At 72.1% G+C, this 25544-nt stretch carries 18 protein-coding genes; 4 read left to right on the top strand and 14 right to left on the bottom strand.

The window, feature by feature from the left end; translation table 11 throughout:
* The first annotated feature begins 108 nt into the window (after positions 1-108).
* A complete protein-coding gene (locus ACGF5U_RS04885; protein ID WP_392712965.1) occupies positions 109-1608 on the top strand; it encodes a cellulose binding domain-containing protein in 1500 nt (499 codons plus the stop codon).
* 145 nt (positions 1609-1753) lie between these two features.
* On the opposite strand, the gene ACGF5U_RS04880 is transcribed toward ACGF5U_RS04885, so the two are convergent.
* On the bottom strand, positions 1754-3223 hold the full coding sequence (locus tag ACGF5U_RS04880) for a GH1 family beta-glucosidase (protein WP_392712964.1): 1470 nt from the start codon (positions 3221-3223) through the stop codon (positions 1754-1756).
* A gap of 15 nt (positions 3224-3238) precedes the next feature.
* On the opposite strand from ACGF5U_RS04880, the gene ACGF5U_RS04875 reads away from it, so the two are divergent.
* Complete coding sequence (locus tag ACGF5U_RS04875) at positions 3239-3376, top strand: hypothetical protein (protein ID WP_392818322.1); 138 nt, start codon at positions 3239-3241, stop codon at positions 3374-3376.
* Here the strand turns inward: ACGF5U_RS04875 and ACGF5U_RS04870 are convergent.
* From ACGF5U_RS04870 to ACGF5U_RS04840, 7 genes are all read right to left on the bottom strand, one after another.
* On the bottom strand, positions 3366-4211 hold the full coding sequence (locus ACGF5U_RS04870) for a carbohydrate ABC transporter permease (RefSeq protein ID WP_392712961.1): 846 nt from the start codon (positions 4209-4211) through the stop codon (positions 3366-3368). The two genes, ACGF5U_RS04875 and ACGF5U_RS04870, sit on opposite strands and share 11 nt — an antisense overlap.
* A gap of 9 nt (positions 4212-4220) precedes the next feature.
* Positions 4221-5123 (bottom strand): carbohydrate ABC transporter permease, encoded by a 903-nt coding sequence (locus ACGF5U_RS04865; protein ID WP_392712959.1) that lies wholly within the window; start codon positions 5121-5123, stop codon positions 4221-4223.
* A complete protein-coding gene (locus ACGF5U_RS04860; RefSeq protein ID WP_392712958.1) occupies positions 5120-6427 on the bottom strand; it encodes an ABC transporter substrate-binding protein in 1308 nt (435 codons plus the stop codon). The genes ACGF5U_RS04865 and ACGF5U_RS04860 overlap by 4 nt, the downstream gene beginning before the upstream one ends.
* A gap of 157 nt (positions 6428-6584) precedes the next feature.
* The gene (locus ACGF5U_RS04855) at positions 6585-8051 is read right to left on the bottom strand and encodes a GH1 family beta-glucosidase (protein WP_392712956.1); all 1467 of its coding nucleotides are present in this window, start codon (positions 8049-8051) and stop codon (positions 6585-6587) included.
* 56 nt (positions 8052-8107) lie between these two features.
* Positions 8108-9040, bottom strand: a complete 933-nt coding sequence (locus ACGF5U_RS04850) for a carbohydrate ABC transporter permease (RefSeq protein WP_392712955.1) — start codon at positions 9038-9040, stop codon at positions 8108-8110.
* Between the two features lie 3 nt (positions 9041-9043).
* The gene (locus ACGF5U_RS04845; RefSeq protein ID WP_392712953.1) at positions 9044-10048 is read right to left on the bottom strand and encodes a carbohydrate ABC transporter permease; all 1005 of its coding nucleotides are present in this window, start codon (positions 10046-10048) and stop codon (positions 9044-9046) included.
* Positions 10049-10505: 457 nt separating this feature from the next.
* Entirely contained in the window at positions 10506-11867 is a 1362-nt protein-coding gene (locus tag ACGF5U_RS04840) for an ABC transporter substrate-binding protein (RefSeq protein ID WP_392712951.1), read from the bottom strand.
* Positions 11868-12414: 547 nt separating this feature from the next.
* On the opposite strand from ACGF5U_RS04840, the gene ACGF5U_RS04835 reads away from it, so the two are divergent.
* Positions 12415-13443: a LacI family DNA-binding transcriptional regulator gene (locus ACGF5U_RS04835; RefSeq protein ID WP_392712950.1), complete on the top strand. Its 1029-nt coding sequence runs from the start codon at positions 12415-12417 to the stop codon at positions 13441-13443.
* Between the two features lie 154 nt (positions 13444-13597).
* Here the strand turns inward: ACGF5U_RS04835 and ACGF5U_RS04830 are convergent, their stop codons facing one another.
* The 6 genes from ACGF5U_RS04830 to ACGF5U_RS04805 form a co-directional block, all read right to left on the bottom strand.
* A complete protein-coding gene (locus ACGF5U_RS04830; RefSeq protein WP_392712949.1) occupies positions 13598-16798 on the bottom strand; it encodes a hypothetical protein in 3201 nt (1066 codons plus the stop codon).
* A gap of 115 nt (positions 16799-16913) precedes the next feature.
* The gene (locus ACGF5U_RS04825; RefSeq protein WP_392712948.1) at positions 16914-17039 is read right to left on the bottom strand and encodes a hypothetical protein; all 126 of its coding nucleotides are present in this window, start codon (positions 17037-17039) and stop codon (positions 16914-16916) included.
* A gap of 383 nt (positions 17040-17422) precedes the next feature.
* Positions 17423-17983, bottom strand: coding sequence for a GNAT family N-acetyltransferase (locus ACGF5U_RS04820; RefSeq protein ID WP_392712947.1), 561 nt, complete (start codon positions 17981-17983; stop codon positions 17423-17425).
* A gap of 80 nt (positions 17984-18063) precedes the next feature.
* Positions 18064-18627 carry a hypothetical protein gene (locus ACGF5U_RS04815; protein WP_392712946.1) on the bottom strand — a complete coding sequence of 188 codons (564 nt, stop codon included), beginning with the start codon at positions 18625-18627 and terminating at the stop codon, positions 18064-18066.
* A gap of 129 nt (positions 18628-18756) precedes the next feature.
* A complete protein-coding gene (locus ACGF5U_RS04810; protein WP_392712945.1) occupies positions 18757-20493 on the bottom strand; it encodes a glycoside hydrolase family 6 protein in 1737 nt (578 codons plus the stop codon).
* A 265-nt stretch (positions 20494-20758) separates the two neighbouring features.
* Complete coding sequence (locus ACGF5U_RS04805; RefSeq protein WP_392712943.1) at positions 20759-22333, bottom strand: cellulase family glycosylhydrolase; 1575 nt, start codon at positions 22331-22333, stop codon at positions 20759-20761.
* Positions 22334-22594: 261 nt separating this feature from the next.
* Here ACGF5U_RS04805 and ACGF5U_RS04800 point away from each other — a divergent pair, with 261 nt between their 5' ends.
* Positions 22595-25516, top strand: a complete 2922-nt coding sequence (locus ACGF5U_RS04800) for a glycoside hydrolase family 48 protein (RefSeq protein WP_392712941.1) — start codon at positions 22595-22597, stop codon at positions 25514-25516.
* The last annotated feature ends 28 nt before the right edge of the window (positions 25517-25544 follow it).

Below are 25544 nucleotides of genomic sequence, written 5' to 3'. Positions count from 1 at the left end.
AAGCGCGTCCTAAGATCCCCGGCCACCGCCCCGAAACGGAGGTTCGTCCCTTTCGGGCTCGCTAGCGTGCTCCCCGTCCCCACCCCCCGTACATGAGGCAGGCACGTCATGGGCACAAGCACGCACCGGCGCAGGGCGAGCGTCAAGGCCAAGGCGATCGGCGCGGTCGTGGCGGCCGCGGTGGCCGGCGGCGCGGCGTTCGCGTTCACCGGCACCGCGCAGGCGGCGGCGGTGAGCGCGGCGTACACCAGGACCAGCGCCTGGGACGGCGGTTACACCGGCCAGTACGTCATCACGAACACGACCGGTTCGGTGCGCTCGGGCTGGACGCTGGAGTTCGACCTGCCGGCCGGCACCCGCGTCAACTCGCTCTGGAACGGCGAGCACACGGTCGACGGCCGCCACGTGACCGTACGGCCCGCGAGCTGGAACAAGGAGCTGGCGCCCGGCGCGTCCGTCACCGTCGGTTTCGTGACCAGTGCCGCCGGGCAGGCGGGCGACCCGGCCGGCTGCCTCATCGACGGTGTGACGTGCTCGGCCGACGCGGGTACGACTCCGCTGCCCACCGGCCGCCCCACCGAGCAGCCCACCCCCACCCCCGCGACGCCCACCGCGACCCCGACACGCACGGCCACACCGACCCCGACCGCCCCGACTCCCACTCCCACACCGACCCCCACCCCCACGCCCACGCCCACCGCGACGGCCGGGCCGGCGGGCGCGCGGTTCGCGCCGTACGTCGACACGTCCCTCTACCCGGCGTACGACATGCTCGACACCGCGGCCAAGACCGGGGTGCGGGAGTTCACCCTCGCCTTCATCACCTCCGGCGGCGGCTGTGTCCCGCGCTGGGGCGGGGTCACCGACCTCGCGAACGACAAGGTGGCCGCACAGATCGGCGCCCTGCGCGCCAAGGGCGGCGACGTGCGGGTGTCCTTCGGCGGGGCCGCCGGGCACGAGCTCGCGCTCAACTGCGGGAGCGTCGATGAGCTGGCCGCCGCGTACGGCAAGGTCATCGACCAGTACAAGCTGACGAAGGTCGACTTCGACGTCGAGGGCGCCGCCCTCCCGGACACCGCCGCCAACACCCGGCGTGCCCAGGCGATCGCGCGGCTTCAGAAGTCCCGTCCGGGCCTGGACGTCTCGTTCACGCTGCCGGTGATGCCCGAGGGGCTGACGCAGCCGGGCGTGAGCCTGCTCGCCGACGCGAAGAGGAACGGCGTCGGGATCGACGCGGTCAACATCATGGCGATGGATTACGGCCCGGCGTACAGCGGCGACATGGGCCGGTACGCGATCCAGGCGGCGACCGCGACGCAGGCCCAGATCAAGGGCGTGCTCGGGCTCTCCGACGCGGCCGCCTGGAAGACGGTCGCCGTCACCCCGATGATCGGCGTCAACGACGTGACGACCGAGATCTTCACGGTCGAGGACGCGGCGGAGCTCGTGGACTTCGCGCGGTCCAAGGGCATCGGCTGGCTGTCGATGTGGTCGTCGACCCGGGACAGGCAGTGCGCCGCCGGGGCCGTGAACCACGCGGACGCCACCTGCAGTTCCATCCTCCAGCAGCCGCTCGCCTTCACGAAGGCGTTCGCCGCCTACAAGTAGACCTGCCCGCCCCGCCCCCTCCCGAGCTTCCGCCCCTCCTGAGCCCCCGACCCCTTCCAAGCGCCCCGAGCCTCCGAGGCCCTCCCGAGCCCCCCACCGCGCGCGCTCCGACCGTCACCCCACCCGGTCGGAGCGCGCGCACGTTTCACGCCGAGCGGACGTCCGGGCGCGCGTCCGGCGGCAGGTCGGGCAGCGTGCCCGAGCGGGCGAGGCGCGCGTACCAGTGGGCGCTGGCCTTGGGCGTACGTTCCTGCGTGTCGTAGTCGACGCGGACCACGCCGAAGCGCTTGCTGTACCCGTAGGACCATTCGAAGTTGTCCAGCAGCGACCAGAGGAAGTAGCCCCGTACGTCCGCGCCGTCAGCCATCGCCCGGTGCAGCGCGGTGAGATGGCCGTGCAGATAGCGGATGCGGTCGCTGTCGTCCACGGCGCCGTCGGCGGCGGGCGCGTCCGGGTAGGCGGCGCCGTTCTCGGTGACGACCAGGGGCAGGCCCGGCGCCTCGCGGGTGTAGCGCATCAGCAGGTCGTACAGGCCGGTCGGGTCGACGGACCAGCCCATGTCGGTCCGCTCGTGCTCGGGGGAGTGCTGGTGGAAGGAGACGTGGTCGGCGCCGGGCCACGGGGAGTGGGCGCTGGCGCCGTGGCCGTCGTCGGCGGTCGAACCGTGACTGTCAGTGGCGGCGGATACAACTGTAGGTGCGTAGTAGTTGATGCCCAGCGAGTCCAGGGGGTGGTGGCGGATGACGGCCAGGTCGTCGCCGTGGACGAAGGACCAGTCGGTGAGGTGGGCCGTGTCGTCCAGCAGGTCGTCGGGGTACGCGCCGGCGAGCAGCGGGCCGGTGAAGATCCGGTTCGCGAGCGCGTCGATACGGCGCTGGGCGTCGCGGTCCTCGGGGGTGTCGCTCCTGGCCCTGACGGCACACGTGTTGAGGCTGATCGACAGCAGGGCGTGGGAGGGCAGGGTGGCGCGCAGCGCCTGGGCGGCCAGGCCGTGGCCGAGGTTGAGGTGGTGGGCGGCGCGGAGTGCGGCGACGGGGTCGGTGCGGCCGGGGGCGTGGACGCCGGAGCCGTATCCGAGGAAGGCGCTGCACCAGGGTTCGTTGAGGGTGATCCAGTGGCTGACGCGGTCGCCGAGCGCGTCGGCGACGATACGGGCGTAGTCGGCGAACCGGCGTGCGGTGTCGCGCTCGGGCCAGCCGCCGCCCCCGTCGGAGCCGCTGATGTGGGCGGTCTCCAGGTGCTGGGGGAGGTCCCAGTGGTAGAGGGTCAGGACGGGCGTGATGCCGTGGTCGAGCAGGTCGTCCACGAGGCCCCGGTAGAAGTCCAGGCCCTTCTCCAGCGCGGGCCCGCGCCCGTGGGGCTGGACGCGCGGCCAGGAGACGGAGAAGCGGTACGCGTTGACGCCGAGGTCCGCCATCAGCCGTACGTCGTCGGGGCGGCGGTGGTAGTGGTCGGCGGCGACATCGCCGGTGTCGCCGTTCCGGGTGCGCCCCGGCGTATGGCTGAAGGTGTCCCAGATGGACGGTGTCCGGCCGTCCTCCTGGGCGGCGCCCTCGATCTGGTAGGCGGCGGTGGCGGTGCCCCACAGGAAGCGGGGCGGGAAGCTGACGGACAAGGAACTCTCCCGACGGTGAGTGGAGTGACGACGGAGGCGAAGCGGACGGAGAAGAAGGAAAGGAAGGAGACGAAGGAAATGAAGGAGACGAGGGAGACGAGGGAGAGGGACGGCCCGAACGGCCTGGACGGCTTCGGCGGGGTCAGCCCTTGACCGCGCCCTGCATGATGCCGCCGACGATCTGTCTGCCGAACAGGATGAGGACGAGCAGCAGCGGCAGGGTGCCCAGCAGCGCGCCGGCCATGATCACCGACTGGTCCGGGATATAGCCGCGGCCGAGGCCGGTGAGGGCGACCTGCACGGTGGGGCTGCCGGTCTGGGTGAGCGCGATGATCGGCCAGAAGAAGTCGTTCCAGGCCATGACGAACGTCAGCATGGCGAGGACCGCCATCGCCGGGCGGGCGGTCGGGAACACCACGTGCCACACGACCCGCAGTCCGCCGGCGCCGTCGACGCGCGCGGCTTCGAGCAGCTCGGTGGGGAGGGCGCCGGTGAGGTACTGCCGTATGAAGAACACCCCGAAGGCGCTGACCAGGGCCGGCAGGATCACCGCCTGGAGCCGGTCGGTCCAGGACAGCTCGGCCATCAGCATGTAGAGCGGCACGGCACCGAGCTGCGGCGGCACCATCATCGTGCCGATCACCAGGAGCAGCAGGAGGTTCTTGAAGCGGAACCGCAGCTTGGCGAAGGCGAACCCGGCGAGCGTCGAGAACAGCACGGTGCCCGCCGCGACCGTGCTCGCGACGATCGTGGTGTTGAGCAGGGCGGTGCCCAGGTTGGCGTCGCTCCACGCGACACCGAGGTTGTGGAGGAGGTTGTCGCCGAACCAGAGCGGCGGAGGGGTACGGGCCAGGCGGGTGTTGTCGCGGGACGCCGCGATCGCCGTCCACAGCAGGGGGAACAGGGAGACGGCGGTGAGGGCGATCAGAACGGTACGGATGACGGGGCCGCCGCGCAGGGGGCGGCCCGCACGGGCGGTGGACGGCACGTCGGCTCCTCAGGCGTTCATGCGCAGACGGCGCGCGATCAGCGAGGCGCACGCCCCGACCAGCAGCAGGATCAGGAACATCGCCCAGGCGATGGCGGACGCCCGGCCGAGATGGAGGTTCACCCAGCCCTGCTCGTACAGGTAGAGGCCGAGCGTCTGGAACTGGTGGTCGGCACCGCCCGTGGCCCCGGCGCTGCCGTTGAACAGGAGGGGTTCACCGAACAGCTGGGTCGCGCCGATCGTGGAGACGACACAGGTGAACAGGATGGTCGGCCGGAGGGAGGGAACGGTGACGTGGAGGAACTGCCGCCACGGGGAGGCGCCGTCCAGCGCCGCCGCTTCGTACAGCTCGGCCGGGACGGCCTGTATGGCGGCCAGGTAGATGAGCGCGTTGTAGCCCGTCCAGCGCCAGACGACGATCGTGGACACGGCGATCTGCGAGGTCCAGCGGCCGTTCTGCCAGTCGACGGCATCGAGACCGACCCACCCCAGCGTCCAGTTGACCAGCCCGTGGTCACGGCCGAAGAGGAGGGCGAAGACGAGCGTCGCGGCGGCGACCGAGGTGGCGTACGGGGTGAGCGCGGCCACCCGGAAGAACAGCGAACCGCGCAGCCGGTGGTGGAGCAGATGGGCGATGCCCAGCGCCATGAGGAGCTGCGGCACCGTCGACATCAGCCCGATGGTGACGGTGTTGGTCAGCGCGTTCCAGAAGAACTCGTCGGTGAGCAGCCGGGAGAAGTTCCGCGCCCCCACCCACTCCATCTCGGTGGGCGCCGTCAGCTCGACCCGGTGCAGCGCCGCCCAGCCGGTGTAGAGCAGCGGGAACAGCCCGAAGGCCGTGAAGAAGAGGAAGAAGGGAGCGAGATACGCGTACGCGGGCCAGGCGCCCCGGCCCCGGTACGGGCCGGTCACAGGTCCAGGGCGTTGTCGATGGTCCTGACCGCCGCCTGCCAGGCGTCCTCCGGCGACCGGCCCTTCTGCTCGACCTGGAGCATGCCGACGTCGGCCAGGTTCTGGGCGATGACCAGGTCCTTCGGGCCGATGACGGTCACGGGGACGCCCTCGGCGGCCCGGGAGAAGACCGCCCCGATCGGGGCGTCGCCGAAGTACGGGTGCCTCGCCCCCGCGACCTCCGGCCGGGTGTAGACGGCGGACGCGCTCGGGAAGCTGCCGCGCTCCCGGAACAAGGTGGCCTGCTGGTCCGGTGCGGTCAGCCAGGCGGCGAGCCGTACCGCCTCGGCCGTGTGCCGGCCGGCCGACGGTACGACGAGGAACGAGCCGCCCCAGTTGCCGGGCCGGGGCGCGGCCGCCACGTCCCAGCGGCCGCGCCCGGCCGGGCCCGCCTTGTCCTGGATGTAGCCGAGCATCCAGGCGGGGCAGACCACCGTGGCGAAGGTGCCGTTCGCGTACGCCTGGTCCCAGGCGGGGGTGAACTGCTGCAGCCTGGCGGTCAGTCCGGCCGTCGCGAAGGAGGCGGCGAGGTTCCACGCCTCCTTCACGGCGGGGTTCGTGCGGTACACGACCCGGCCGTCCCGGTCGTAGAACCGGGTGGCGGCGCTGCCGTTGATCGCGGCCAGCACCCCGGAGGCGGAGTCCACGAACGCGGTCCCGGGCGGTGCCTTCGCCGCGTACCGCAGGCCGGTGTCCCGGTACTTCGCCCAGTCGCCCGCCCACAGGGCGCCGACCTCGTCCCGGTCGGTGGGCAGACCGGCCCTGGCGAAGAGGTCCTTGCGGTAGCAGACGGCCTGCGGCCCGATGTCCGTGCCCAGGGCGACCGTTCTGCCGTCCCGTGCGGTGCCCTGCGCCCACTTCCACGGCAGGAAGTCCTCCTCGCGTACGCCCCGGGCCGTGCCGAGGTCCTCCAGCTTGTCCGCCTGGGTGGCGGTGATCTCCGCGATGTTGGCGACCTCGACGGCCTGGATGTCGGCGAGGCCGCTGCCGCTGACGAGATGCGTGAGCAACTGCGGGTAGTAGTTCTCGTTCCGGGTGATCGACGTCTGCTCGATGACGACGTCCGGGTGGAGCCGCATGTACGTGTCGTACAGGCCGGCCTCCTGGTAGCCGAAGGAGCCGAAGACGCCCACGGTGAGCCGGGTCCTGCCGTCGCCGCCGCCGTCGCTCCCCGCGCAGCCGCCCAGCAGCGCGGCCGCGGCGACCGCCACGAGGGCGACCGCGCGGGCGGCCCTCCTCGCCGCCCGGCCGGTGCGTGTGCGCATCGCGTCCTCCCGGTCGTGCTCGCCCGTACGGAATGCACCGATTCTGTACGGTTCGGGAGGGGTAGGGGCGCTCCCACTCCGCTCGACACGGCCAAGAGGCCGCCCGCGCACCTCCTGGAGGCGCCCGGGCACCTCCCAGAGGCCGCCCGCGCACCTCCTAGAGGTCGCCGGGGGCGGGCAGCTCGCCCGAGCGGGCCACGCGCGCGTACCAGTGGGCGCTGGCCTTCGGCGTGCGGTCCTGCGACGCGAAGTCGACGTGCACGGCACCGAACCGCTTGTCGTAGCCGTACGCCCATTCGAAGTTGTCCATCAGGGACCACAGGAAGTAGCCGCGCAGGTCGGCACCGCTCTCGATGGCCCGGTGCGCGGCCTCCAGGTGGCTGTGCACGTAGGCGATGCGCTCCGGGTCGTGCACCACGCCGTCGGGTCCGGGCTCGTCCTCGTACGCGGCCCCGTTCTCCGTGATCATCATCGGCAGCCCGGGGTGCTCGTCGGCCACGCGCATCAGCAGGTCGTACAGCCCGGACGGGTCGACCGACCAGCCCATCGCGGTCCGGGCGCCGGGCGGCTGGTGGAAGGCGACCTCCTCGGCGCCCGGCCACGGCGAGAAGTCGCCGCCGCCGTGCCCGTCGTTGCGCAGGCTCGCGTCACCTTCGCCGGCGGCCGACACGACCGTCGGCGTGTAGTAGTTGATGCCCAGGAAGTCGAGGGGCTGATGGATGTCGGCCAGGTCGCCGGGCCGGACGAACGACCAGTCCGTGAGCCGGGCCGTGTCCGCGAGCAGGTCCTCCGGGTAGGCGCCCGCCAGCATGGGGCCGAGCCAGACCCGGTTGCCGACGGCGTCGATCCTGCGCACCGCGTCCAGGTCGGCGGGCGAGGGCGTGAGCGGCCGTACCTGGTGGAGGTTGAGCGACACCGCGACCTGCGCCCGGGGCGGCAGGGCGGCGCGCAGCGCCTGGACCGCCAGGCCGTGGCCGAGGTTGAGGTGGTGGGCGGCGCGGAGTGCGGCGACGGGGTCGGTGCGGCCGGGGGCGTGGACGCCGGAGCCGTATCCGAGGAAGGCGCTGCACCAGGGTTCGTTGAGGGTGATCCAGTGGTCGACGCGGTCGCCGAGCGCGTCGGCGACGATGCCCGCGTACTCGCCGAACCGTTCGGCGGTGGCGCGGTGCGGCCAGCCGCCCCCTGCGGCGGAGCCGCCGGGGAACACGGTCTCCAGCTCCTGCGGCAGGTCCCAGTGGTAGAGCGTCAGGGCGGGCGTGATGCCCGCCCCGAGCAGCTCGTCCACGAGGGCCCGGTAGAAGTCCAGGCCCTTCTGGACCGCCGGCCCCCGGCCGGTGGGCTGCACCCGGGACCAGGAGACGGAGAAACGGTAGGCGCTCAGCCCCAGCTCCTTCATGAGCCGGACGTCGTCACGGAACCGGTGGTAGTGGTCGACGGCCACATCACCCGTGTGCCCCTGGAAGACCTTCCCAGGGGTGTGCGAGAACGTGTCCCAGATCGAGGGCGTGCGGCCGTCCTCGGTCGCGGCTCCTTCGATCTGGTACGCGGCGGTGGCGGTGCCCCAGAGGAAACCGGGCGGGAACTGACGGGTCGCGGTGAGCGGCCTGGCATCGGACGCAGTCATATGGGAGCGCTCCCAACACAGAGAGGGATTCAGTACGGAGGAGGTGGGGGCGGGGGTCAGCTCTTGACCGCGCCCGAGGTGATGCCGCCGACGATGTGCTTGCCGAGCAGGGCGAAGACCAGCAGCAGCGGCACGGTGGAGATCAGGGCACCGGTCAGGACGATCGCCTGGTTCACGGTGTGGTTGCCCGACCCGAGGCCGGCCAGCGCGACCTGGAGCGTCGGATTCCCGTCCGGGGTCAGCGCGATGAACGGCCAGAAGAAGTCGTTCCACGACTGGACGAAGATCAGCATGCCGAGCACGGCCATCGCGGGCCGCGCCACCGGGAACACCACGTGCCAGATGACCCGCAGACTGTGCGCGCCGTCCATCCTGGCCGCCTCGACCAGCTCGATGGGCAGCGCCTCCAGCAGGTACTGCCGCATGAAGAAGACACCGAACGCCGCGACCAGCGACGGCAGGACGACCGACTGCAGCTGGTCGACCCAGCCCAGGTCGGTGATGATCTGGTACAGCGGGATCACGCTGAGCTGCGGCGGGATCGTCATCGTCGCCACCACGAGCGCCAGCAGCACGTTGCGGCCGCGGAACGGCAGTTTGGCGAAGGCGAAGCCCGCGAGCGTGGAGAACACCACCGTGGACAGTGCCACCAGGCCCGCCACGACCGTCGTGTTGACGAGCGCCTCGCCCATGTCGACCTGGTTCCAGGCGAAGGTGAGGTTGTCCAGCAGCCGGGGCCCCGGCAGCAGCGGCGCGGGCGCCTCGACGACCCGCTCGCCCGAGTGCGAGGCCGCCACGAGGTTCCAGTACAGCGGGAACAGCGAGACGAGCGCGGCCAGACCGAGCAGGACGTACGTGAACGGCCCCGCGTGGTGCTGCTTCCCTGCGCCCTGCCGCAGCCGCCGGCCGGTACCGGGCGCCGAGCCGGCGCGGGCACCCGGCCGGCGCGCGTCGGCGGCGTGGCGCCGTGCTTCGTGTACCTGGGTCATGGGTCAGCCCCCCAGCTTCTTGCGGTTCGCGCGCGCGATGAGCGCCTGTACGGCCCCGATCAGCAGCAGGAGCAGGAGCATCACCCACGCGATGGCGGAGGCCTGGCCCAGGGCGCCGGTGATCCAGCCCTTCTCGTACATCAGCAGGCTCAGCGTCTGGAACTGGTTGCCGCTGCCGCCGCTGACGCCCAGACTGCCGCCGAACAGCATCGGCTCACCGAACAGCTGCGTGGCGCCGATCGTCGACACGACGATGGTGAACAGGATCGTCGGACGGATCGAGGGGATGGTGACGCTGATGAACTGCCGCCAGCGCGACGCCCCGTCGAGGGCGGCGGCCTCGTACAGGTCCTGCGGCACGGCCTGCATCGCCGCCAGGTAGATCAGCGCGTTGTAGCCGGTCCAGCGCCAGGTGACGATCACCGAGATGGCGATCTGCGCCGGCCACTTGGACGACTCCCAGTCGACCGGTTCGAAACCGACCCAGCCCAGCGCTGTGTTGATCAGACCGTAGTCACTGTTGAACAGCTGCGCGAAGACGAGCGTCGCGGCCGCGATCGAGGTGGCGTACGGGGCGAGGACCGCGACCCGGAAGAACCCCCGGCCGCGCAGCTTGTAGTTGAGCAGATGCGCGAGGCCCAGGGCCATCAGCAACTGAGGGACGGTCGAGATGATCCCGATGGTGAAGGTGTTGGCCAGCGCGTTCCAGAAGAAGTCGCTGTCCGTGAGGCCCGTGTAGTTCTCCAGGCCCCGCCACTCGGCCTCGCCGCCCAGCTCCACGCGGTGCAGCGAGAGATAGCCCGTGTAGATCAGCGGGAAGAGCCCGAACGCCGCGAAGCAGAGGAAGAACGGGGCGATGAACGCGTACGGGGTGGCCTTCAGGTCCCAGCGGTACAGCCTGCTGCGCCAGCCGGTCGACCGGGCCGGTTTCGGTGTGTCGGAGGAGGCGGGCGGCGGCGGGGCGGGCGGCGGAGTGCCGTCGGCCGCGGCCCGGACGGAGGTAGCCACGCGGGCGTCCTTCCAGTTCGGATGCGTACAGCGTGCGAGGGCGAGGGATACGACGGTCCCCGGACCGGCGCGCCCCTTGGGGTTCCGGGGTCTTGGGGGCCGGGGGGCCGGGGGGTCCGGGCGGTCCCGGAGGGAGGGCCTCGGGGGGCCGTGGTCAGGGGGCCCCGAGGCGGAGGCTCCTCGGGGCTTCCCCCACCCGGCCAGCCCCTGCCTCCAGGGGCTTCCCCCACCCGGCCAGCCCCGGGAGCCCCGCCCCCGGAAGCGCCCCGGACACGCCCCGGCGGGGCAGCCCCGGGGAGTGTCCTTCGGCGCGAGCGACCCCCGGGTGCTTTCCCGGGCCACCGCCAGGTCGGTCAGCGGGGCCAGGGGAGTGGCCCTGGCCGGCCTCCCTGGCCGGAGCGCCGGGAGGGGAGCCCGTCCAGCGGGCCCCGGAGTACCCGGGGCCGCCGAGTCGGGGTTACTGGGCGATCTTGTCCTTGATGAGCTTCTTCACGTTGTCCCATGCCTTGTCAGGGGCGGTGCCGCGCTGCTCGATGTCGAGGATGCCGTTGTCGGTGATGAAGGTCTTCACCTGGCCGTCGTGGCGGCTCACCGGCGCGGGGGTGATGCCGGCCGCGGCCTCCGCGTAGATCCTGCCGACGGGCGTGTCACCGAAGTAGTCGATCTTGGCGTTCATGACGGTCGCCGAGGTCAGCGTGGACTTCGTGGACGGGATGTTGCCGTTGACGCCGAACACCTTGGCGTGCTGCTCCGGGGCGGTCAGCCAGGCGGCGAGCTTGGCCGCCTCCTCCGCGTGCTTGCCGGCCTTCGGCACGGCGAGGAACGAGCCGCCCCAGTTGCCCGCCTCGGGCGGGGTCGCGATGTCCCACTTGCCCTTGTTGGCGGGGCCGGCCTGGTCCTTGATGATGCCGGTCATCCAGCTCGGGCAGGCGACGGTGGCGAACTTGGAGTTCTTGAAGCCGGCGTTCCAGGTGCCCTTCTCGTCGAACTGGCGGAGTTTCGCGGTGATCCCGGCCTCCGCGGCGTCGACGGCGAGGCCCCAGGCCTTCTTGACGCCAGGGCTGTTCTCCCAGTTCAGTTCGCCCTGCTCATTGGCGTACTGATCCGGCTGGCTGGACAGCACGGCGTTGAACAGGCCGCTGGCCGAGTCGTGGAACGACGTCCCGGCGGGCGCGTTCTTCTGGTACGTCTTGCCGGTCTCGACGAACTTCGCCCAGTCGCCCGCCCAGAGCTGGGCGACCTGGCCGCGCTCCGTGGGCAGTTTGGCCTTGGCGAAGAGGTCCTTGTTGTAGCAGACGGCCATGGGGCCGATGTCGGTGCCGAGGCCGATCACGGAGCCCTCGGCGGTGGTGGCCTGCTTGACCTTCCAGTCCAGGAAGGCGGAGGTGTCCGCGCCACCGGTCTTCGACAGGTCGACCCACTTGTTGCCCATGGTGGGCCCGGTGGCCTCGGCGATGTAGCCGACCTCGATGGCCTGGATGTCGGCGAGGCCGCTGCTGCGGGCGAGGCGGAGCTTCAGCGTGTCCCAGTACTTCTGTCCGTCGGCGACGTTGGACTCGACGATCTTGATGTTGGGGTTGAGCTTCTCGTACTCGGCGTAGAGCTTGGCGCCGTTCTCGTTGTCGTAGCCGAAGGAACCGAAGGTTCCGATGCGCAGCGTGATCTTTCCGTCGCCGCCGGCCTGGTCCGAGCCGCCGTCGTCGCTGCTGCAGCCGGCGATGAGGGCCGTGCAGGCCAGGAGGGCCGTTGCCGCGAGCGCGGGGCGGCGGCGTCCGCGCGCCGTGCCGCGTGATCCGCTCCATCTGCTGGAAGTGCGCATTCCACTCTCCTCGTCCAGGGTGGTGCTGATGTGCGCCGATGAGGGCCGGGTTTCCCGGCGACTCTTGGGTTTTCTCGGGGTTTCTCGGCGTTTGTCGGGGTCCAGAGGTCCGGTCGGCTTCAGCGGCTCGGCAGCGGCCGGGACTGATGGGAGCGCTCCCACCCCGGTTATGCCCGGAAGGTTGCTGCCTTGCGGGGGTGGGTGTCAAGAGGTGAACGCGAATTGTTGCCGGAGGGGGATGCGGGGGTGTCGCGGAGTGGACGGAGGCTTCAGAAGCTGAAGGAACGACTCCGTGCGGTGGTACGCTCCGTGGCATTGGGAGCGCTCCCATGACGCCTGGTCATGACGTGGCCCCTCCCCTGAGGGCTGCCCAGGGGGCACCCTCTAGGTTGGGCCCCTAAGTTGGGCCGGAAGAAGTGCGCGGGTCGCCGGGGTCGAGGTTCCCCGCTGCCCGGGTTCGACGGTCCATGGGTGCATGGGTGCATGGGCTCATGGGTTCATGGGCGCATGGGTTCATGGGGATCGAGGTCGAGTCGATGGGAGACCGATGGCGGTGAACGGACGGCAGACCGGCAGACCCACGCTGGAGGAGGTCGCGGCCAGGGCGGGAGTCGGCCGGGGCACGGTGTCCCGCGTGATCAACGGGTCGCCCCGGGTGAGCGACCGCGCCAAGGCGGCCGTGGGCCAGGCCATCGCCGAGCTGGGGTACGTACCCAACCGGGCCGCGCGCGCCCTGGCCGGCGCCCGCACCGACGCCGTCGCCCTGGTCATCCCCGAGACCGAGGCGCGGCTCTTCGCGGAACCGTACTTCCTGGACATCATCCGGGGCGTGAGCGCGGAACTCGCCGACGCGGACAAGCAGTTGCTGCTCACTCTGATCCGCTCCAGCAAGGAGCGCCAGAGGTTCGAGCAGTACCTCGCCGCGCAGCGCGTGGACGGCGTCCTGCTGGTCTCCGTGCACGCCGACGACCCGCTGCCCGATCTCGTGCGGCAACTGGGCATGCCGGCCGTGCTCAACGGCCGCCGCTCCGAGACCGAGCCCGTCGCGTACGTGGACTCCGACAATGTGGGCGCCGGCCGGTCGGCGGTCGACCACCTGACCGGGCGGGGGCGGCGCAGGGTCGCCACCATCACGGGGCCGCTCGACATGTACGTGGCGCGCTGCCGCCTCGACGGCTACCGGCAGGGCATCGAGGCGGCGGGCCTCGCGCCCGACGACCGGCTGGTCGCCTCCGCGGACTTCACGGAGGACGGCGGCCGCCGCGCGATGCGGGAACTCCTGGACCGCTGCCCCGACCTGGACGGCGTGTTCGCGGCCTCGGACGTCATGGCGGCGGGCGCGCGCGGTGCCCTGCGCGACGCGGGCCGGCGGGTCCCGGAGGACGTGGCGCTGATCGGCGTGGACGACTCGGCGGTGGCCCGCCACATGGACCCGGCGCTGACGAGTGTGCGCCAGCCGATCGAGGAGATGGGCCGTGTGATGGCCCGCGTCCTGCTCCAGGAGATCGCGGGCACCGACACGGAGCCCCGGCAACTGGTGCTGCCGACGGAGCTGGTGGTCCGCGAGTCGACGTGACGGCCGCCGACCGGGCGTGGCCGCGCCGCCCGGCCGCACCGCACCGCCCGCCCCGCCCGGCCGCACTGCCCCGCCCGGCCGCACCGCCTGACCGTCCGCCCGGACGCCGGGCCGGTGCGGCCGTGACCCCCGGTGGGCCGGACCGAACGGGTCGTCACCAGGGCTGGGACGTCGTGCCGTCCGGTGCCAGGCCGTAGCGGCACAGCGCCTCGGTGTCCGGGGCGCCGGACTCGCGGGCCAGCCGCACCAGGACGTCCAGCGCGTCCCCGTATCCGGCGTCGGCGGCCGCGAGGCAGAGCCGTCGGGCGTCGTCGGGCAGGCCGGCGTCCGCGCGGAGCCGGGCGATCACCGCCAGGGCGACCGCGTGACCGGCGTGGGCGGCCCGGCGGGCGAGACGCTCGGCGCCCTCCAGGTCCCCGGCCTCCTCCCGCAGCCGCGCGAGTTCGGTGAGCACCCGTGTGTCTCCCCGGTCGGCGGCCAGCTCGTAGAGGCGCTCGGCGTCCTGGACGAGTCCGGCGTCCTCCCGCAGCTGGGCGAGGCCGGCCAGGGTGCGGCTGCCGCCGTGGTGCGCCAACCGCTCGGCGCCCTCCCGGTCACCGCCCGACTCGCGCAGCCGGAGGAACTCGTGGAGCACCAGGCTGGTGCCCGAAGCGGCGTACCGCCGTACCAGCTCCTCCGCGCCCAGCTTGTCCCCGGCCTCCTCCCGGAGCCGGGCGATGAGCGCGATGGCTCCGCTGTTCCCGGCGCGCTGGGCGGTCAGGGCGAGGCTCTCCGCACGGGCCCGGTCCTGCGCCCGCTCCCGTACCCACACCAGCTCGACGAGTGCGAACGTGCTGCCGCCGTCGGCCGCCCGGCACGCCAGCGACTCGGCGATCTCGCTGTTCCCCGCGACCTCGTGCAGCAGCGCGAAGGTGGCGAGGGCGTCGGTGTTGCCGAGTTCGGCGGCCGCCTGGTAGAGCTCCGCGGCGCGCTCATCGTCCCCCGCCTTGTCCCGCTGCCGGGCGAGTTCGGTGAGCGCGTACGTGCTGCCCGCCGCCGCCGCGGCCCGCAGCGCCCGTTCGGCCGACTGCGTGTCGCCCGCCCTGCCGGACAGCCGGGCCAGTTCCGTCAGCGCGAAGACGCTGCCGGCGCGGGCGGCGGCGAGCAGCAGGCGCGCGGCCCCCTCGGTGTCGCCGGACCGCTCCCGCAGGCGCGCCAGCCTGGCGGCGGGCCGTACCTTGCCGGCGTCCAGGGCCAGCAGGACGAGCCGGTCGGCGCCCTCCTTGTCGCCGGACTTCTCGCGGATGCGGACGAGTTCGGTGAGCGCGAACGCGCTGCCCTTCCGGAGCGCGGCGCGGGCGAGGTTCTCGGCGCCTCGCGTGTCGCCCGCCTCTTCACGGGTACGGGCGAGATCGGCGAAGTCACGGATCCTGCCCGTCCGCGCGGCGGCGGCCACCAGCCGTTCGGCGCTCTCCTCGTCGCCCGCCTCGTGACGTAACCGGGCCAGTGCCGCGAGGGGTTCGGCGTCCCCCTTGCGGGCGGCCTCGTTGGCGAGTTCCTCCGCTCCGTCAGGATCGCCGGTCAGCTCGCGGAGCCGTACGAGGTCCCACAGTGCCCGCCCGTCGGCCTCGTACCGCTCCTCGTACAGCTTCCGCGCCTCGCCCAGGGCGCCCGAGCCCTCGCACAGATCGGCCAGGTCGAGCAGGACGTCGGAGCTGCCCGCGTCGACGGCGGCGCGGTAGAGGAGGGTGGAGTGCCGGAGCCGCCCCCGGGCGCGCGCGGCGGCGGCGAGCGCCACGAGATCGTCGCCGCGCACCGCGTGCCGGGCCGCCGCCTCCCAGAACGAGGCTGGCGGGCACAGGAGCCTGCGCTCGGCGCCGCCGTGCTGCTGGAGGTAGTCGGCGAGCCGGTAGACGTCCGTGCCGCCGAGCGCCCCCGTGCCGCCGGAGGCCGCCGTGCCGCCGAGCGCGCCCGTGCCGCCGAAGGCCGTGTCGCCGAGCGCCCCCGTGCCACCGAAGGCCGTGCCGCCGAGCACGCCCGTGCCACCGTAGGCCGTGCCGCCGAGCGCGCCCGCTCCCGCCCCCCGCCGGATCCTGGTCAGCGGACCGGGTACGCCACGGCAGGGCTCCGCGCAGTACGCGAGTGCCGCGTCGAGCCAGTCGTGGCCGAGGGCGTCCAGTTCGCGGTCGGTGAGATAGTCCTGGGCGGCCTCGGCGAGGAGCCGCCGGGGCAGGGCGGGGCCGTGCCCGAGGCGCCGGAAGTCCATGGCGGCGCGGATGAGGGCGGCGGCGCCGGGCGGCGCGCACGCGTAGCGCGCCATCAGCGCGGGGACCCCCGCCAGGAACTGCGTCACCTCGCCGTCCAGCGCCCCGGCCACCGCGCGCGCGAGCCGGGGGTCCTCCGTGGCCTTCCCGTGCGCCTCGGCGATGTCCCGCTCCGTGAAGGCGCTGGGCACGGTGACGCAGCGACCCACCCCGGTCAGCAGGTCCCGCTGCTGGGCGAACAGGTCATGGGCACCGGCGGACGGGGGGCTCGTCAGAGCCTCCCAGTACCGGGGCCACATGGTCGCCAGGACCAGGACGGGCCGACGGTCCCGGTCGCTCAGGACGGTCCGGAGCCGGGCCGCGACGCGCTCGGACGTCCGCGCGTCGGGCGCGAGCAGGTAGTGCTGCGCCTCGTTGAGCCACACCACGGTCCTGGGCCGGACGTCCTCCAGGTGCCCGAGCGCCGCCTCGGGGCGCGTGGGGTCGTACGGATGCCACACCCGCCAGCCGTCGGGGAGCCGGCGCAGCGACTCCCAGCAGGCGCGGGTCTTCCCCGTGGAGGACTCGCCGACGAGCGTCACGAGCAGGCTGCGGCCGCCGATCGCCTCGTCCACCGCCATGCGCAGGGCCGTGTCGTGGTCGCGCTCCACGTACAGCGGCAGTCGCGGCAGCGCGTCCTGTGCGGCGTGGTCCGACAGCGTTATCGCCCGGTGCACCTCCAGCGCGAACGGATCCAGGTCCGGTACCGGCGTCCCCAGCGGCCTGGCCAGCCGGGCGGTCACCCACAACCTCCTCGCCTGCCACGACGCGTGGGCGGCGTCCCATCCCGCCTCCTGGGCGAGCACCGACGCCACCGCCATCACATCGGCCTGCCCGGCGGGCAGTTCGGCGGAGGCGATGATGCGGTGCACCGCGTCCTTGGAAGGGCTGCCGGCGTGACCGTCGTCGTCGCGGATCCAGCGCGCGATGTCCGCGACGGTCGGTGTGCCCGCCTCCACGTACAGCTCGTACAGGAACTCCTTCAGCGCCCGCAGTTCCCCGAAGGCCACCCCGGAAGGCCGCTCCAGAGGGCGCTGACTGCCCTTGCGCGGCCGTCCCTTGTCGATCGTCACTCGCACCATCCTCGCGTATTCCGTCCTGTTCGCGCAGGGTTCTCCGAGGGCGGCGGGGCGCCCGCCCCGCCGACAGCGGACACGGACGCGGACGCCTCGCCGCGCCCCGCCGCCCTCAGCGGAGCAGCACGTTCACCACGGCGGTGGTGGTCGCCGCGGTGACAGCGGTCACCAGACTGCCGAGGGCGATGCCCAGCAGGGTGATGCGCTCGCGACGGCGCAGGGGACGACGACGTGACATGAGTGTGCTCCCGTCTCTCGTACGGTGAAGGGCCCGACCGGCCGGACCGGTCCGACCGGTTCGACACCACGCTCCCGCGCCGCAGGACCCCCAAGACGAGCCGAGACGAGTTCACCGCGCGGCACCGCCACCGCCGGAACCCGCCCGTACCCCGCGCGGACGAGCGGCGACGAGCGGCGGCGAACAGCGAGGGACCGCGACCAGCGGCGACGAGCGGCGAGGGACCGCGACGAGCGGCGGCGAACAGCGAGGGACCGCGACCAGCGGCGGCGAACAGCGAGGGACCGCGACCAGCAGCGCGGAGCCGCGACGAGCGACGACGGTCGCCTGAAAACGCGAAGAGGCCGCCCACGCCTGCCGTGGACAGCCTCCGGGTCAGCCCGTCAACGCGCCTGCCCGGCCGCCCGCCACTCGGGCGCGAGGACCGACCAGACCTCCTCGTCGTGCCGCTCCCCCCGGTACAGGTAGCTCTGCCGCAGCACACCGTCCCTGGTCATACCGAGCCGCCGGGCCACGGCGATGCTGGGTTCGTTGCCCGCCGACACCACCCACTCCACGCGGTGGATGCCCCGCTCCTCGACGGCCCAGTCGATGATCAGGCGTACGGCCCGGGTCACCAGGCCCCGGCCCACCGCCGCCGGTTCCAGCCAGCAGCCCGCTTCGGCGGTGCCCCGCTCGACGTCCATCTGCCGGAAGATGACCGCGCCGACCAGCTTGCCGTCCGTACGGATGCCGTAGATCCGCCCGCTGTCGGTCGCGGCCTTGTCCGCGTACGCCTGGAGGAACGCCCGGCTCGACTCCAGGTCCTTCACGACGTCCGGCAGCCCGTTGTACCGCCCGATGAACTCCCGGCCCCGGTCGATGTGGGCCAGGAACTCCTCGGCCTGCCACGGTTCGAGCGGACGCAGCTCGGCGCCGTCGTCGCCCAGGGATATCGCGTACATCGTCACCCTCCAGGGTTGTCGTCCAACAGCACGATGGCACCGTCGCCGCCGCCCCCGACGACGCGGCCGTACGCGGTGGTTCAGGTGTCGTACGTACCGTCCCAGGGCGCGGTGAAGCCGAGCTGGTCGGGGTAGAACTCCGCCCACACCTCCTCACCCTCCTCCTCGTCGTCCTCTTCGCCGTCCTCGCCGTCCTCGCCGTCCTCGTCGTCCCGCTCCTCCAGGACCAGCCCGAACAGCACGCCGTCCTGGCGCACCGCGAACGGGGCGATGGCGATGTCCCCGAACTCCCGCTGCGGTAGCGCGTCCAGCCACGCGGTCAGCACGCGGTCGGCGGCGTCGACCGCCTGCCGCTCCCCGGACGCCGACGTGCCGGTGAACTCGATGCGCGAGCGCAGGTGCCGGCCTGCCGGGTCGAACGTGTGGAGCACCGCGTACCACCGCTTCGACGCCTGCCAGCCACCGTCGCCGTCGCCGTCGCCGTCGCCGTCGCCGTCGCCGTCGCCGTCGCCGTCGCTGTCGCTCCAGGATTCCGGGAAGGCCGCCGTGACGGACGCGAAGAACTGGCCGTCCCGCCAACGGCCGATGGTGCGGGTGCGGTAATCCGGCTCGTGGGCGATCGGTATCAGATCGGGAACGCTCATGGGTGGAACCATAGGGGGAGACATGGACGAGCCCCCGCGCCCCGGGTGGTATCGCCGGGGGGCGGGGGCTCGCGGTCGGTGAAACCTCAGCCGTCAGCCGTCAGCCGTCAGCCGTGGGAGCAGTGGACGTCAGAGTGCCGGGTGGGCGTTCTTCAGGAGCTCCTGGAACTGGGCCGAGAACCAGTGGCCGGACACCGGTGCGTCCGGGAGGGCGCCCGACATGCTGTTGCCGTTGCGGGGGTTGCCGGTGTACGTGGGGTCGCACATCCGGTCGAAGCCCTTGCCCTCGTTGTTCGGGATCTCCTTGCTGGCGCCGTCCGACTCGCCCGGGGGCTTCATCCACACGTACGCGTCGATACCGGCGGCCGGGTTGGCCTGCGGGCGTTCGCCGAGGCCGGCGCCCGCCTGGTTGCACCAGTTGCCGGGGTTGATGCGGCGGTCGTAGCGGCCGCCGTCGACGTACGCGTCGACGTTCGTCAGGGCACCCGGGCCGGTCGGGCGCGCGGTGCCGCCCCAGCCGTTGCGGGAGGTGTCGATCAGCATGCCGAGCTTGCTGTCGAAGCCGATTCTGACCAGCTCGGCGCGCATGGCCTGCGCGTACGACAGCTCGTCGGTGTACCGGTTCCAGTCGACCCACTTGGACTGGCGGACGGACACGCCGTTCACCGAGTCGCCGATGGCGAAGTGGTCCTCCTTCAGCGCGCTGTAGTTGGCCGTGTTGACGATGAAGCCGTGCACGTTGGCGACCGTCGACCCCTCGGCCGTCGCCGCCTCCTTGAAGATGGCGGCCGACGCGCCGAAGTTGTCGTCCCAGCCGAGCCAGCCGTGGTGACCGGCGTCCACGTAGTTGTAGACGTTGGCGACCGCGCCGAGCTTCTTCAGGGCGTAGCCGACGCCCTTGACGTAGTTGCCGTTGGCCTTCATCACGTCGCAGTTCGGCGTGGCCGTCGGACGCGGCGTGACGTTGGTGACCAGGTTCGGGAGGCTGTCGATCTCGACCGTCGTGACGATGCGCAGGCCCGCGTACTTCGGGTCGGCGAGGATGGCCGCGATCGGGTCGATGTACTCGGTCCTGTAGCGGCCGATCTCCGTCGGGCCCAGCTCGCCGTTGGAGGCGAGCGCGGCGCAGTCGCGGCCGGGCAGGTTGTAGACGACCAGCTGGATCGCCAGTTCGCCGCTGCCCTTCTGGCGCAGCGCCTCGTCGAGGTGGTCGCGCAGGCCCATGCCGCCGTTCACGCCGTTGATGGCGGCGATGCGGTCCAGCCAGACACCGGTCGGCTGGCTGGAGACCTTGGAACCGCCCGGCTCGGCGGCGGCCTTCGCCGACCACTCCGGGTTGACGTAGACCTTGGCGCCCGCGTACGGGTTGTCGACGCGGCTGCCGGCCGGCGGGTCCGTGGGCGGGTCGGTCGGCGGGTCGGTCGGGCCCGAGCCCTCGTTGCAGGTGACGCCGTTCAGCTTGAACGTCCCCGGGACGGAGTTCGTGCCGCTGTACGAGCCGTTGAAGCCGAACGACGTGGAACCGCCCGTCGCGAGAGCGCCGTTCCAGGAGGCGTTCTTCGCGGTGACGGCCGCGCCGGACTGGGTGATCGTGGCGTTCCAGCCCTGCGTCACCCGCTGGTTGCCGGCGTACGTCCACTCCAGCGTCCAGCCGTTGAGGGCGTCGCCCGTGTTGGTGACGGTGACGTTGGCGCCGAAGCCGGTGTCCCACTGGTTGGTGACCGTGTAGTCGACCTTGCAGCCCGGGGCGGCGGCCCCGGCGGGGGAGCTGAACGCCGTCGCGGTGGCCCCGGCCGTGGCGATGAGGGTGCAGGCGGCCAGGAGAGCGGTTCTGCGACGGTTGGGGGGTGCTTGTGTGCGGCTCATGGGGATCGGGTCGTCCTCTCGGGTTGCGATCGGTTCCGACGGTGGGTCGGACCGGTTGGATACGTCGGTCGGGGTAGGTCGGTCGGGGTAGGCCGGTCTGGTCCGGCGGTCCGGTGCCGCGGTCTGGGCGCGGCGGTCCGGTGCCGTGGTGCGGGTGCGGCAGTGTGGGGCCGTGGTCGGGGTACGCCGGTCCGGTGCCGTGGTCCGGTGCTTCGGTGGTGCGCTGCGGCCGGAGGTGTGTCGGCCGCGTGCGCCGGGTGGGGTGTCAGCCGCCGACGGCGCGCAGGTGGTCACGCAGGCCCACGCCGAACGCGGTGGGGGTGCCGTCGTAACCGCTGATCAGGGCCGGGCCCGCGGAGCAGTCCCAGGTGTTCCACGTCCAGCCCAGGTAGGACAGGCCCCGGTCGTCGAACCACTTCATGACGCGGTCGATGAAGCCGTGGCCGCAGGTGTTCTCGCCGATCTCACCCGCCACCAGCGGTACGCGGGCGGCGACCGGCGCGAGGGTGGAGTTCCAGCACGCCTCGTCGGCGCAGGTGTTGAAGTTGTAGACGTGCCAGGCGGCGGCCAGATTGCCCGCAGGGTCGGTGGGGGCGTACGTGAGCCACTGGCTCAGGTCGTTGGAGTACGCGAGGCCGGGTACGAGGACGAGGTTGGTCGCGCCCGTCTTCCGTACCGCGTCGACGAGATCCTGCATGCCGGCGACCTCGTAGCCGATGCCGGGGCAGGTCCCGCCGTCCCGCCAGCAGGCCCACGCCGCGCCGGCCGTGGGAGTGGCGCGGTCCGGGTAGGGCTCGTTGAACAGGTCGAACACCACACGGCGGTCGTCCTTGAAGGTGTTCGCCACCGACGTCCAGAACGCGGGCGTGTAGCGCGCGTTGGGCATCGGCTTCTGGCAGCTCGCGTGGACGTCGGCGCAGCCGGCGGAGTTGCCGGTGTACTGGCCCCAGCTCCAGTGCAGTTCGAGCATCGGGGTCATGCCGCGCGCCTCGACGCGGCGGACCAGGTCCTTGACGGCGTCGACGTAGTTGTCGCCTCGGTACTCGGGTTCGATGTTGTCCAGACCCAGCCAGCACTCCTCGTTCAGGGGGATGCGTACGGTGTTGGCGTTCCAGTCCGCGATGGCCTTCACGGACGCGTCGTCCACGGGGCCGTCGAAGATGCCGTGGCCCTGGACGCACATGAACTCGCCGCCGGAGCGGTTGACGCCGAGCATCCGGCGGGTCGCGCCGTCGGCGTCCACGAGCCTGTTGCCCTGCACGGCGAGCACCGGCGGCCCGTCACCGGGCTGTGGCGGGTCCGGTGGGTCCGTCGGGTCCGGCGGGTCCGGCGGGTCCGGCGGGTCCGTAGGGCCGCCCGGATCCTCGCCGCACACCGTGCCGTTCAGGGTGAACGCCGTCGGCGACGGGTTGGCGCCGGACGACGAGCCGATGAAGCCGGCCGTGACGCTCGCGCCCGTGGTGAGCGTCGCGTTCCAGCTCTCGTTGGCCGCGGTGACCGAGGTCCCGGACTGGGACCACCGGGCGCCCCAGCCCTGGGTGACCCGCTGGCCGCCCGTGAAGTCGAAGCCGAGGCTCCAGCCGTTCAGCGTGGAGCCGTTGTTGGTGACGGTGACCGAGCCCTGGAATCCACCCGCCCACTCGTTCACGGTGGTGTACTCCACCGTGCACACGGGGGCGGCGACGGACGCCGACGGTGTGGCACCGGGCGCGGCGAATGCCGAACCCGACGGTGTGGCCTCGGGCGCGGCGGACGCCGAGGCCGCCGGTGCGAGAACAGCGCTCGCCAGAGCGAGCGCGGCTCCCGCGAGCAGGGATGCCGAACGCGGGGGGTGTCGCATGAGCGACTCCTTGCAGCTCAGGCGCGTACCTGACAACGCACCGACTGAATGGAACCGCTCCCACTGGTGCCGCCGACCGTAGCGCCACGGTGCCGTCAAGCAACAGAGGGTGCGCAAAGTTTTTCTTTCGACGTACTTCGACTCTTCAAGCACCTTGACCCCGAACGCCCCTCTCCCCATAGTGGGAGCGCTCCCACTGGTTCAAGGCTTGTCATCCCCACCTCCTGCACCACTCGCTGAGCCGCTAGGAGAGACACGCGCATGTCGCCAGGACCACGTACGGGCCACCGCAGACGGTTGACGACCGTCCTGGCCGCCGTCCTCGCCCTTCCCCTGGGCGTGATCGCCGCCAACGGCGCACCCGCACAGGCGGACGAGACCGCCGCCGTGCAGTGCGGCGTCGACTACAGGACCAACGACTGGGGCTCCGGCTACACCGCCGAGCTCACCCTCACCAACCGGGGCGCCGACCCCATCGACGGCTGGACCATCCGCTACGACCAGACCGGGAACCAGCAGCTGACCAACGGCTGGAACGGCACCTGGTCGCAGTCCGGCAGGACCGTCACCGTCACCCACGCCGGGTGGAACAGGACGGTCGCGGCGGGCGGGGCCGTCACCACCGGCGCCCAGTTCACCTACAGCGGCGCCAACGCCGCGCCCACCGCCTTCACCGTCAACGGCACCCCCTGCGCCGGCGCGCACCAGCCGCCCGTCGCCGTGCTGACGAGCCCGGCCCCGGGTGCCACCTTCACCGTCGGCGACCCCGTGCCGCTGGCCGCCACGGCCGCCGCCGCCGACGGGGCGACCGTCGGCAAGGTCGAGTTCTACAGCGACACCACGCTCCTCGGTACGGACACCACGGCCCCGTACACGTTCAGCGCGCGGAACCTCGCCGCCGGGGCGCACTCCCTCTACGCCAAGGCGTACGACAGCCTGGGCGCGTCCGCCGAGTCCGCGCCGGTCGGCATCACCGTCGCCACCGGACCCGCGCTCGTCGCGACCCCCGCCCAACTCGGCGTACGCCAGGGCGAGTCCGGCACGTTCGACCTCAAGCTCTCCACCCAGCCGGCCGCGAACGTCACGGTGACCGTCGCCCGTACCTCGGGCAACACCAACCTCACCGCCGCCCCCGGCAGCCTCACCTTCACCCCGGCGAACTGGAACACCGCCCAGAAGGTGACCGTCACCGCCGCCGCGACCGGCACCGGCTCTGCCGTGTTCACGGCGACCGCCCCCGGCCACGCCGAGGCCGCCGTCACCGCCACGCAGCTCGCCGCGGACTCCACGTACGACGCCCGGTTCCTGGCGATGCACGCCAAGATCACCGACCCGGCCAACGGCTACTTCTCACCCGAGGGCATCCCGTACCACTCGGTCGAGACGCTGATCGTCGAGGCGCCGGACCACGGCCATGAGACGACGTCGGAGGCGTACAGCTATCTGATCTGGCTCCAGGCCATGTACGGCAAGGTGACCGGCGACTGGACCAGGTTCAACGAGTCCTGGGGAACCATGGAGAAGTTCATGATCCCCACCCACGCCGACCAGCCGACCAACTCCACGTACAACGCCTCCAAGCCGGCCACCTACGCCCCCGAACACGACCTGCCGTCCCAGTACCCCTCGCGCCTCGACTCCGCCGTGGCCGCCGGTCCCGACCCGATCGCGGGCGAGCTGAAGAGCGCGTACGGCACGGACGACATCTACGGCATGCACTGGCTCCAGGACGTCGACAACGTCTACGGCTACGGCAACGAGCCCGGTAAGTGCTCCGCCGGACCGACGGCCACGGGACCGTCGTACATCAACACCTTCCAGCGCGGACCGCAGGAGTCGGTCTGGGAGACCGTCCCCCACCCGACCTGCGACAACTTCTCCTTCGGTGGCCGGAACGGCTACCTCGACCTGTTCACAGGGGACTCCTCCCACGCCAGGCAGTGGAAGTTCACCAACGCCCCCGACGCCGACGCCCGCGCCGTCCAGGCCGCCTACTGGGCCGACATCTGGGCCAAGCAGCAGGGCAAGGGCGCCCAGGTCGCGGCCACCGTCGGCAAGGCCGCCAAGATGGGCGACTACCTGCGCTACTCCCTCTTCGACAAGTACTTCAAGAAGGCCGGGAACTGCGTCGGCCCGACCACCTGCCCCGCCGGCACCGGCAAGGACAGCGCGCACTACCTGATGTCCTGGTACTACGCCTGGGGCGGCGCCACCGACACCTCCGCGGGCTGGTCCTGGCGCATCGGATCCAGCCACGCCCACAGCGGCTACCAGAACCCGCTCGCCGCGTACGCGCTCAGCGAGTACGCCCCGCTCCAGCCCAAGTCGGCCACCGGCCGGCAGGACTGGGCGACCAGCCTGGACCGGCAGATCGAGTTCTACCGCTGGCTCCAGTCCGACGAGGGCGGCATCGCGGGCGGCGCCACCAACAGCTGGCAGGGCCGCTACGCCACCCCGCCGGCCGGCACCCCCACCTTCTACGGACTGTTCTACGACGAGAAGCCCGTCTACCACGACCCCGCGTCCAACCAGTGGTTCGGCTTCCAGACATGGTCCATGGAGCGGGTCGCCGAGTACTACCACCAGACCGGTGACGCCCTCGCCGAGAGCGTCCTCGACAAGTGGGTCGACTGGGCGCTGTCGCACACCACGATCAACCCCGACGGCACCTACCGCTTCCCGTCCACCCTCCAGTGGAGCGGCAAGCCCGACACCTGGAACGCCGCAGCCCCCGGCGCGAACAGCGGATTGCACGTCACCGTCGCCGACTACACCGACGACGTCGGCGTCGCCGCCGCGTACGCCAAGACCCTGACGTACTACGCCGCCAAGTCCGGTGACGCGGACGCCAAGCGGGTCGCCAAGGCACTCCTCGACGGCATGTGGAACCACCACCAGGACCCGCTGGGCATCGCCGTCCCCGAGACCCGCGCCGACTACAACCGCTTCGACGACCCCGTGTACGTGCCCAGCGGCTGGACCGGGACCATGCCGAACGGCGACCGGATCGACTCCTCGTCCACCTTCGCCTCGATCCGCTCCTTCTACCAGGACGACCCGGCCTGGTCGAAGATCGAGTCCTATCTCGCGGGCGGCGCCGCCCCCGTGTTCACGTACCACCGCTTCTGGGCCCAGGCGGACATCGCCCTGGCCATGGGCTCGTACGCGGAGCTTCTCGAATAGCCCCGCGCGGCTTCGCGTACGCGACGGC

The sequence above is a fragment of the Streptomyces sp. NPDC047886 genome, from assembly GCF_043204435.1.
Taxonomy (GTDB): domain Bacteria; phylum Actinomycetota; class Actinomycetes; order Streptomycetales; family Streptomycetaceae; genus Streptomyces.
Note: the sequence above shows the minus strand (reverse complement) of the source record. Positions and strands in the feature narration are given on the sequence as shown.

What these genes read in the sequence shown, in the direction of transcription:
- ACGF5U_RS04885 (WP_392712965.1), top strand. Translation starts at nt 109, where the DNA reads ATGGGCACAAGCACGCACCGGCGCAGGGCGAGCGTCAAGGCCAAGGCG.
- ACGF5U_RS04860 (WP_392712958.1), bottom strand. Translation starts at nt 6,427, where the DNA reads ATGCGCACACGCACCGGCCGGGCGGCGAGGAGGGCCGCCCGCGCGGTC.
- ACGF5U_RS04855 (WP_392712956.1), bottom strand. Translation starts at nt 8,051, where the DNA reads ATGACTGCGTCCGATGCCAGGCCGCTCACCGCGACCCGTCAGTTCCCG.
- ACGF5U_RS04850 (WP_392712955.1), bottom strand. Translation starts at nt 9,040, where the DNA reads ATGACCCAGGTACACGAAGCACGGCGCCACGCCGCCGACGCGCGCCGG.
- ACGF5U_RS04840 (WP_392712951.1), bottom strand. Translation starts at nt 11,867, where the DNA reads ATGCGCACTTCCAGCAGATGGAGCGGATCACGCGGCACGGCGCGCGGA.
- ACGF5U_RS04835 (WP_392712950.1), top strand. Translation starts at nt 12,415, where the DNA reads ATGGCGGTGAACGGACGGCAGACCGGCAGACCCACGCTGGAGGAGGTC.
- ACGF5U_RS04825 (WP_392712948.1), bottom strand. Translation starts at nt 17,039, where the DNA reads ATGTCACGTCGTCGTCCCCTGCGCCGTCGCGAGCGCATCACCCTGCTG.
- ACGF5U_RS04820 (WP_392712947.1), bottom strand. Translation starts at nt 17,983, where the DNA reads ATGTACGCGATATCCCTGGGCGACGACGGCGCCGAGCTGCGTCCGCTC.
- ACGF5U_RS04815 (WP_392712946.1), bottom strand. Translation starts at nt 18,627, where the DNA reads ATGAGCGTTCCCGATCTGATACCGATCGCCCACGAGCCGGATTACCGC.
- ACGF5U_RS04810 (WP_392712945.1), bottom strand. Translation starts at nt 20,493, where the DNA reads ATGAGCCGCACACAAGCACCCCCCAACCGTCGCAGAACCGCTCTCCTG.
- ACGF5U_RS04805 (WP_392712943.1), bottom strand. Translation starts at nt 22,333, where the DNA reads ATGCGACACCCCCCGCGTTCGGCATCCCTGCTCGCGGGAGCCGCGCTC.
- ACGF5U_RS04800 (WP_392712941.1), top strand. Translation starts at nt 22,595, where the DNA reads ATGTCGCCAGGACCACGTACGGGCCACCGCAGACGGTTGACGACCGTC.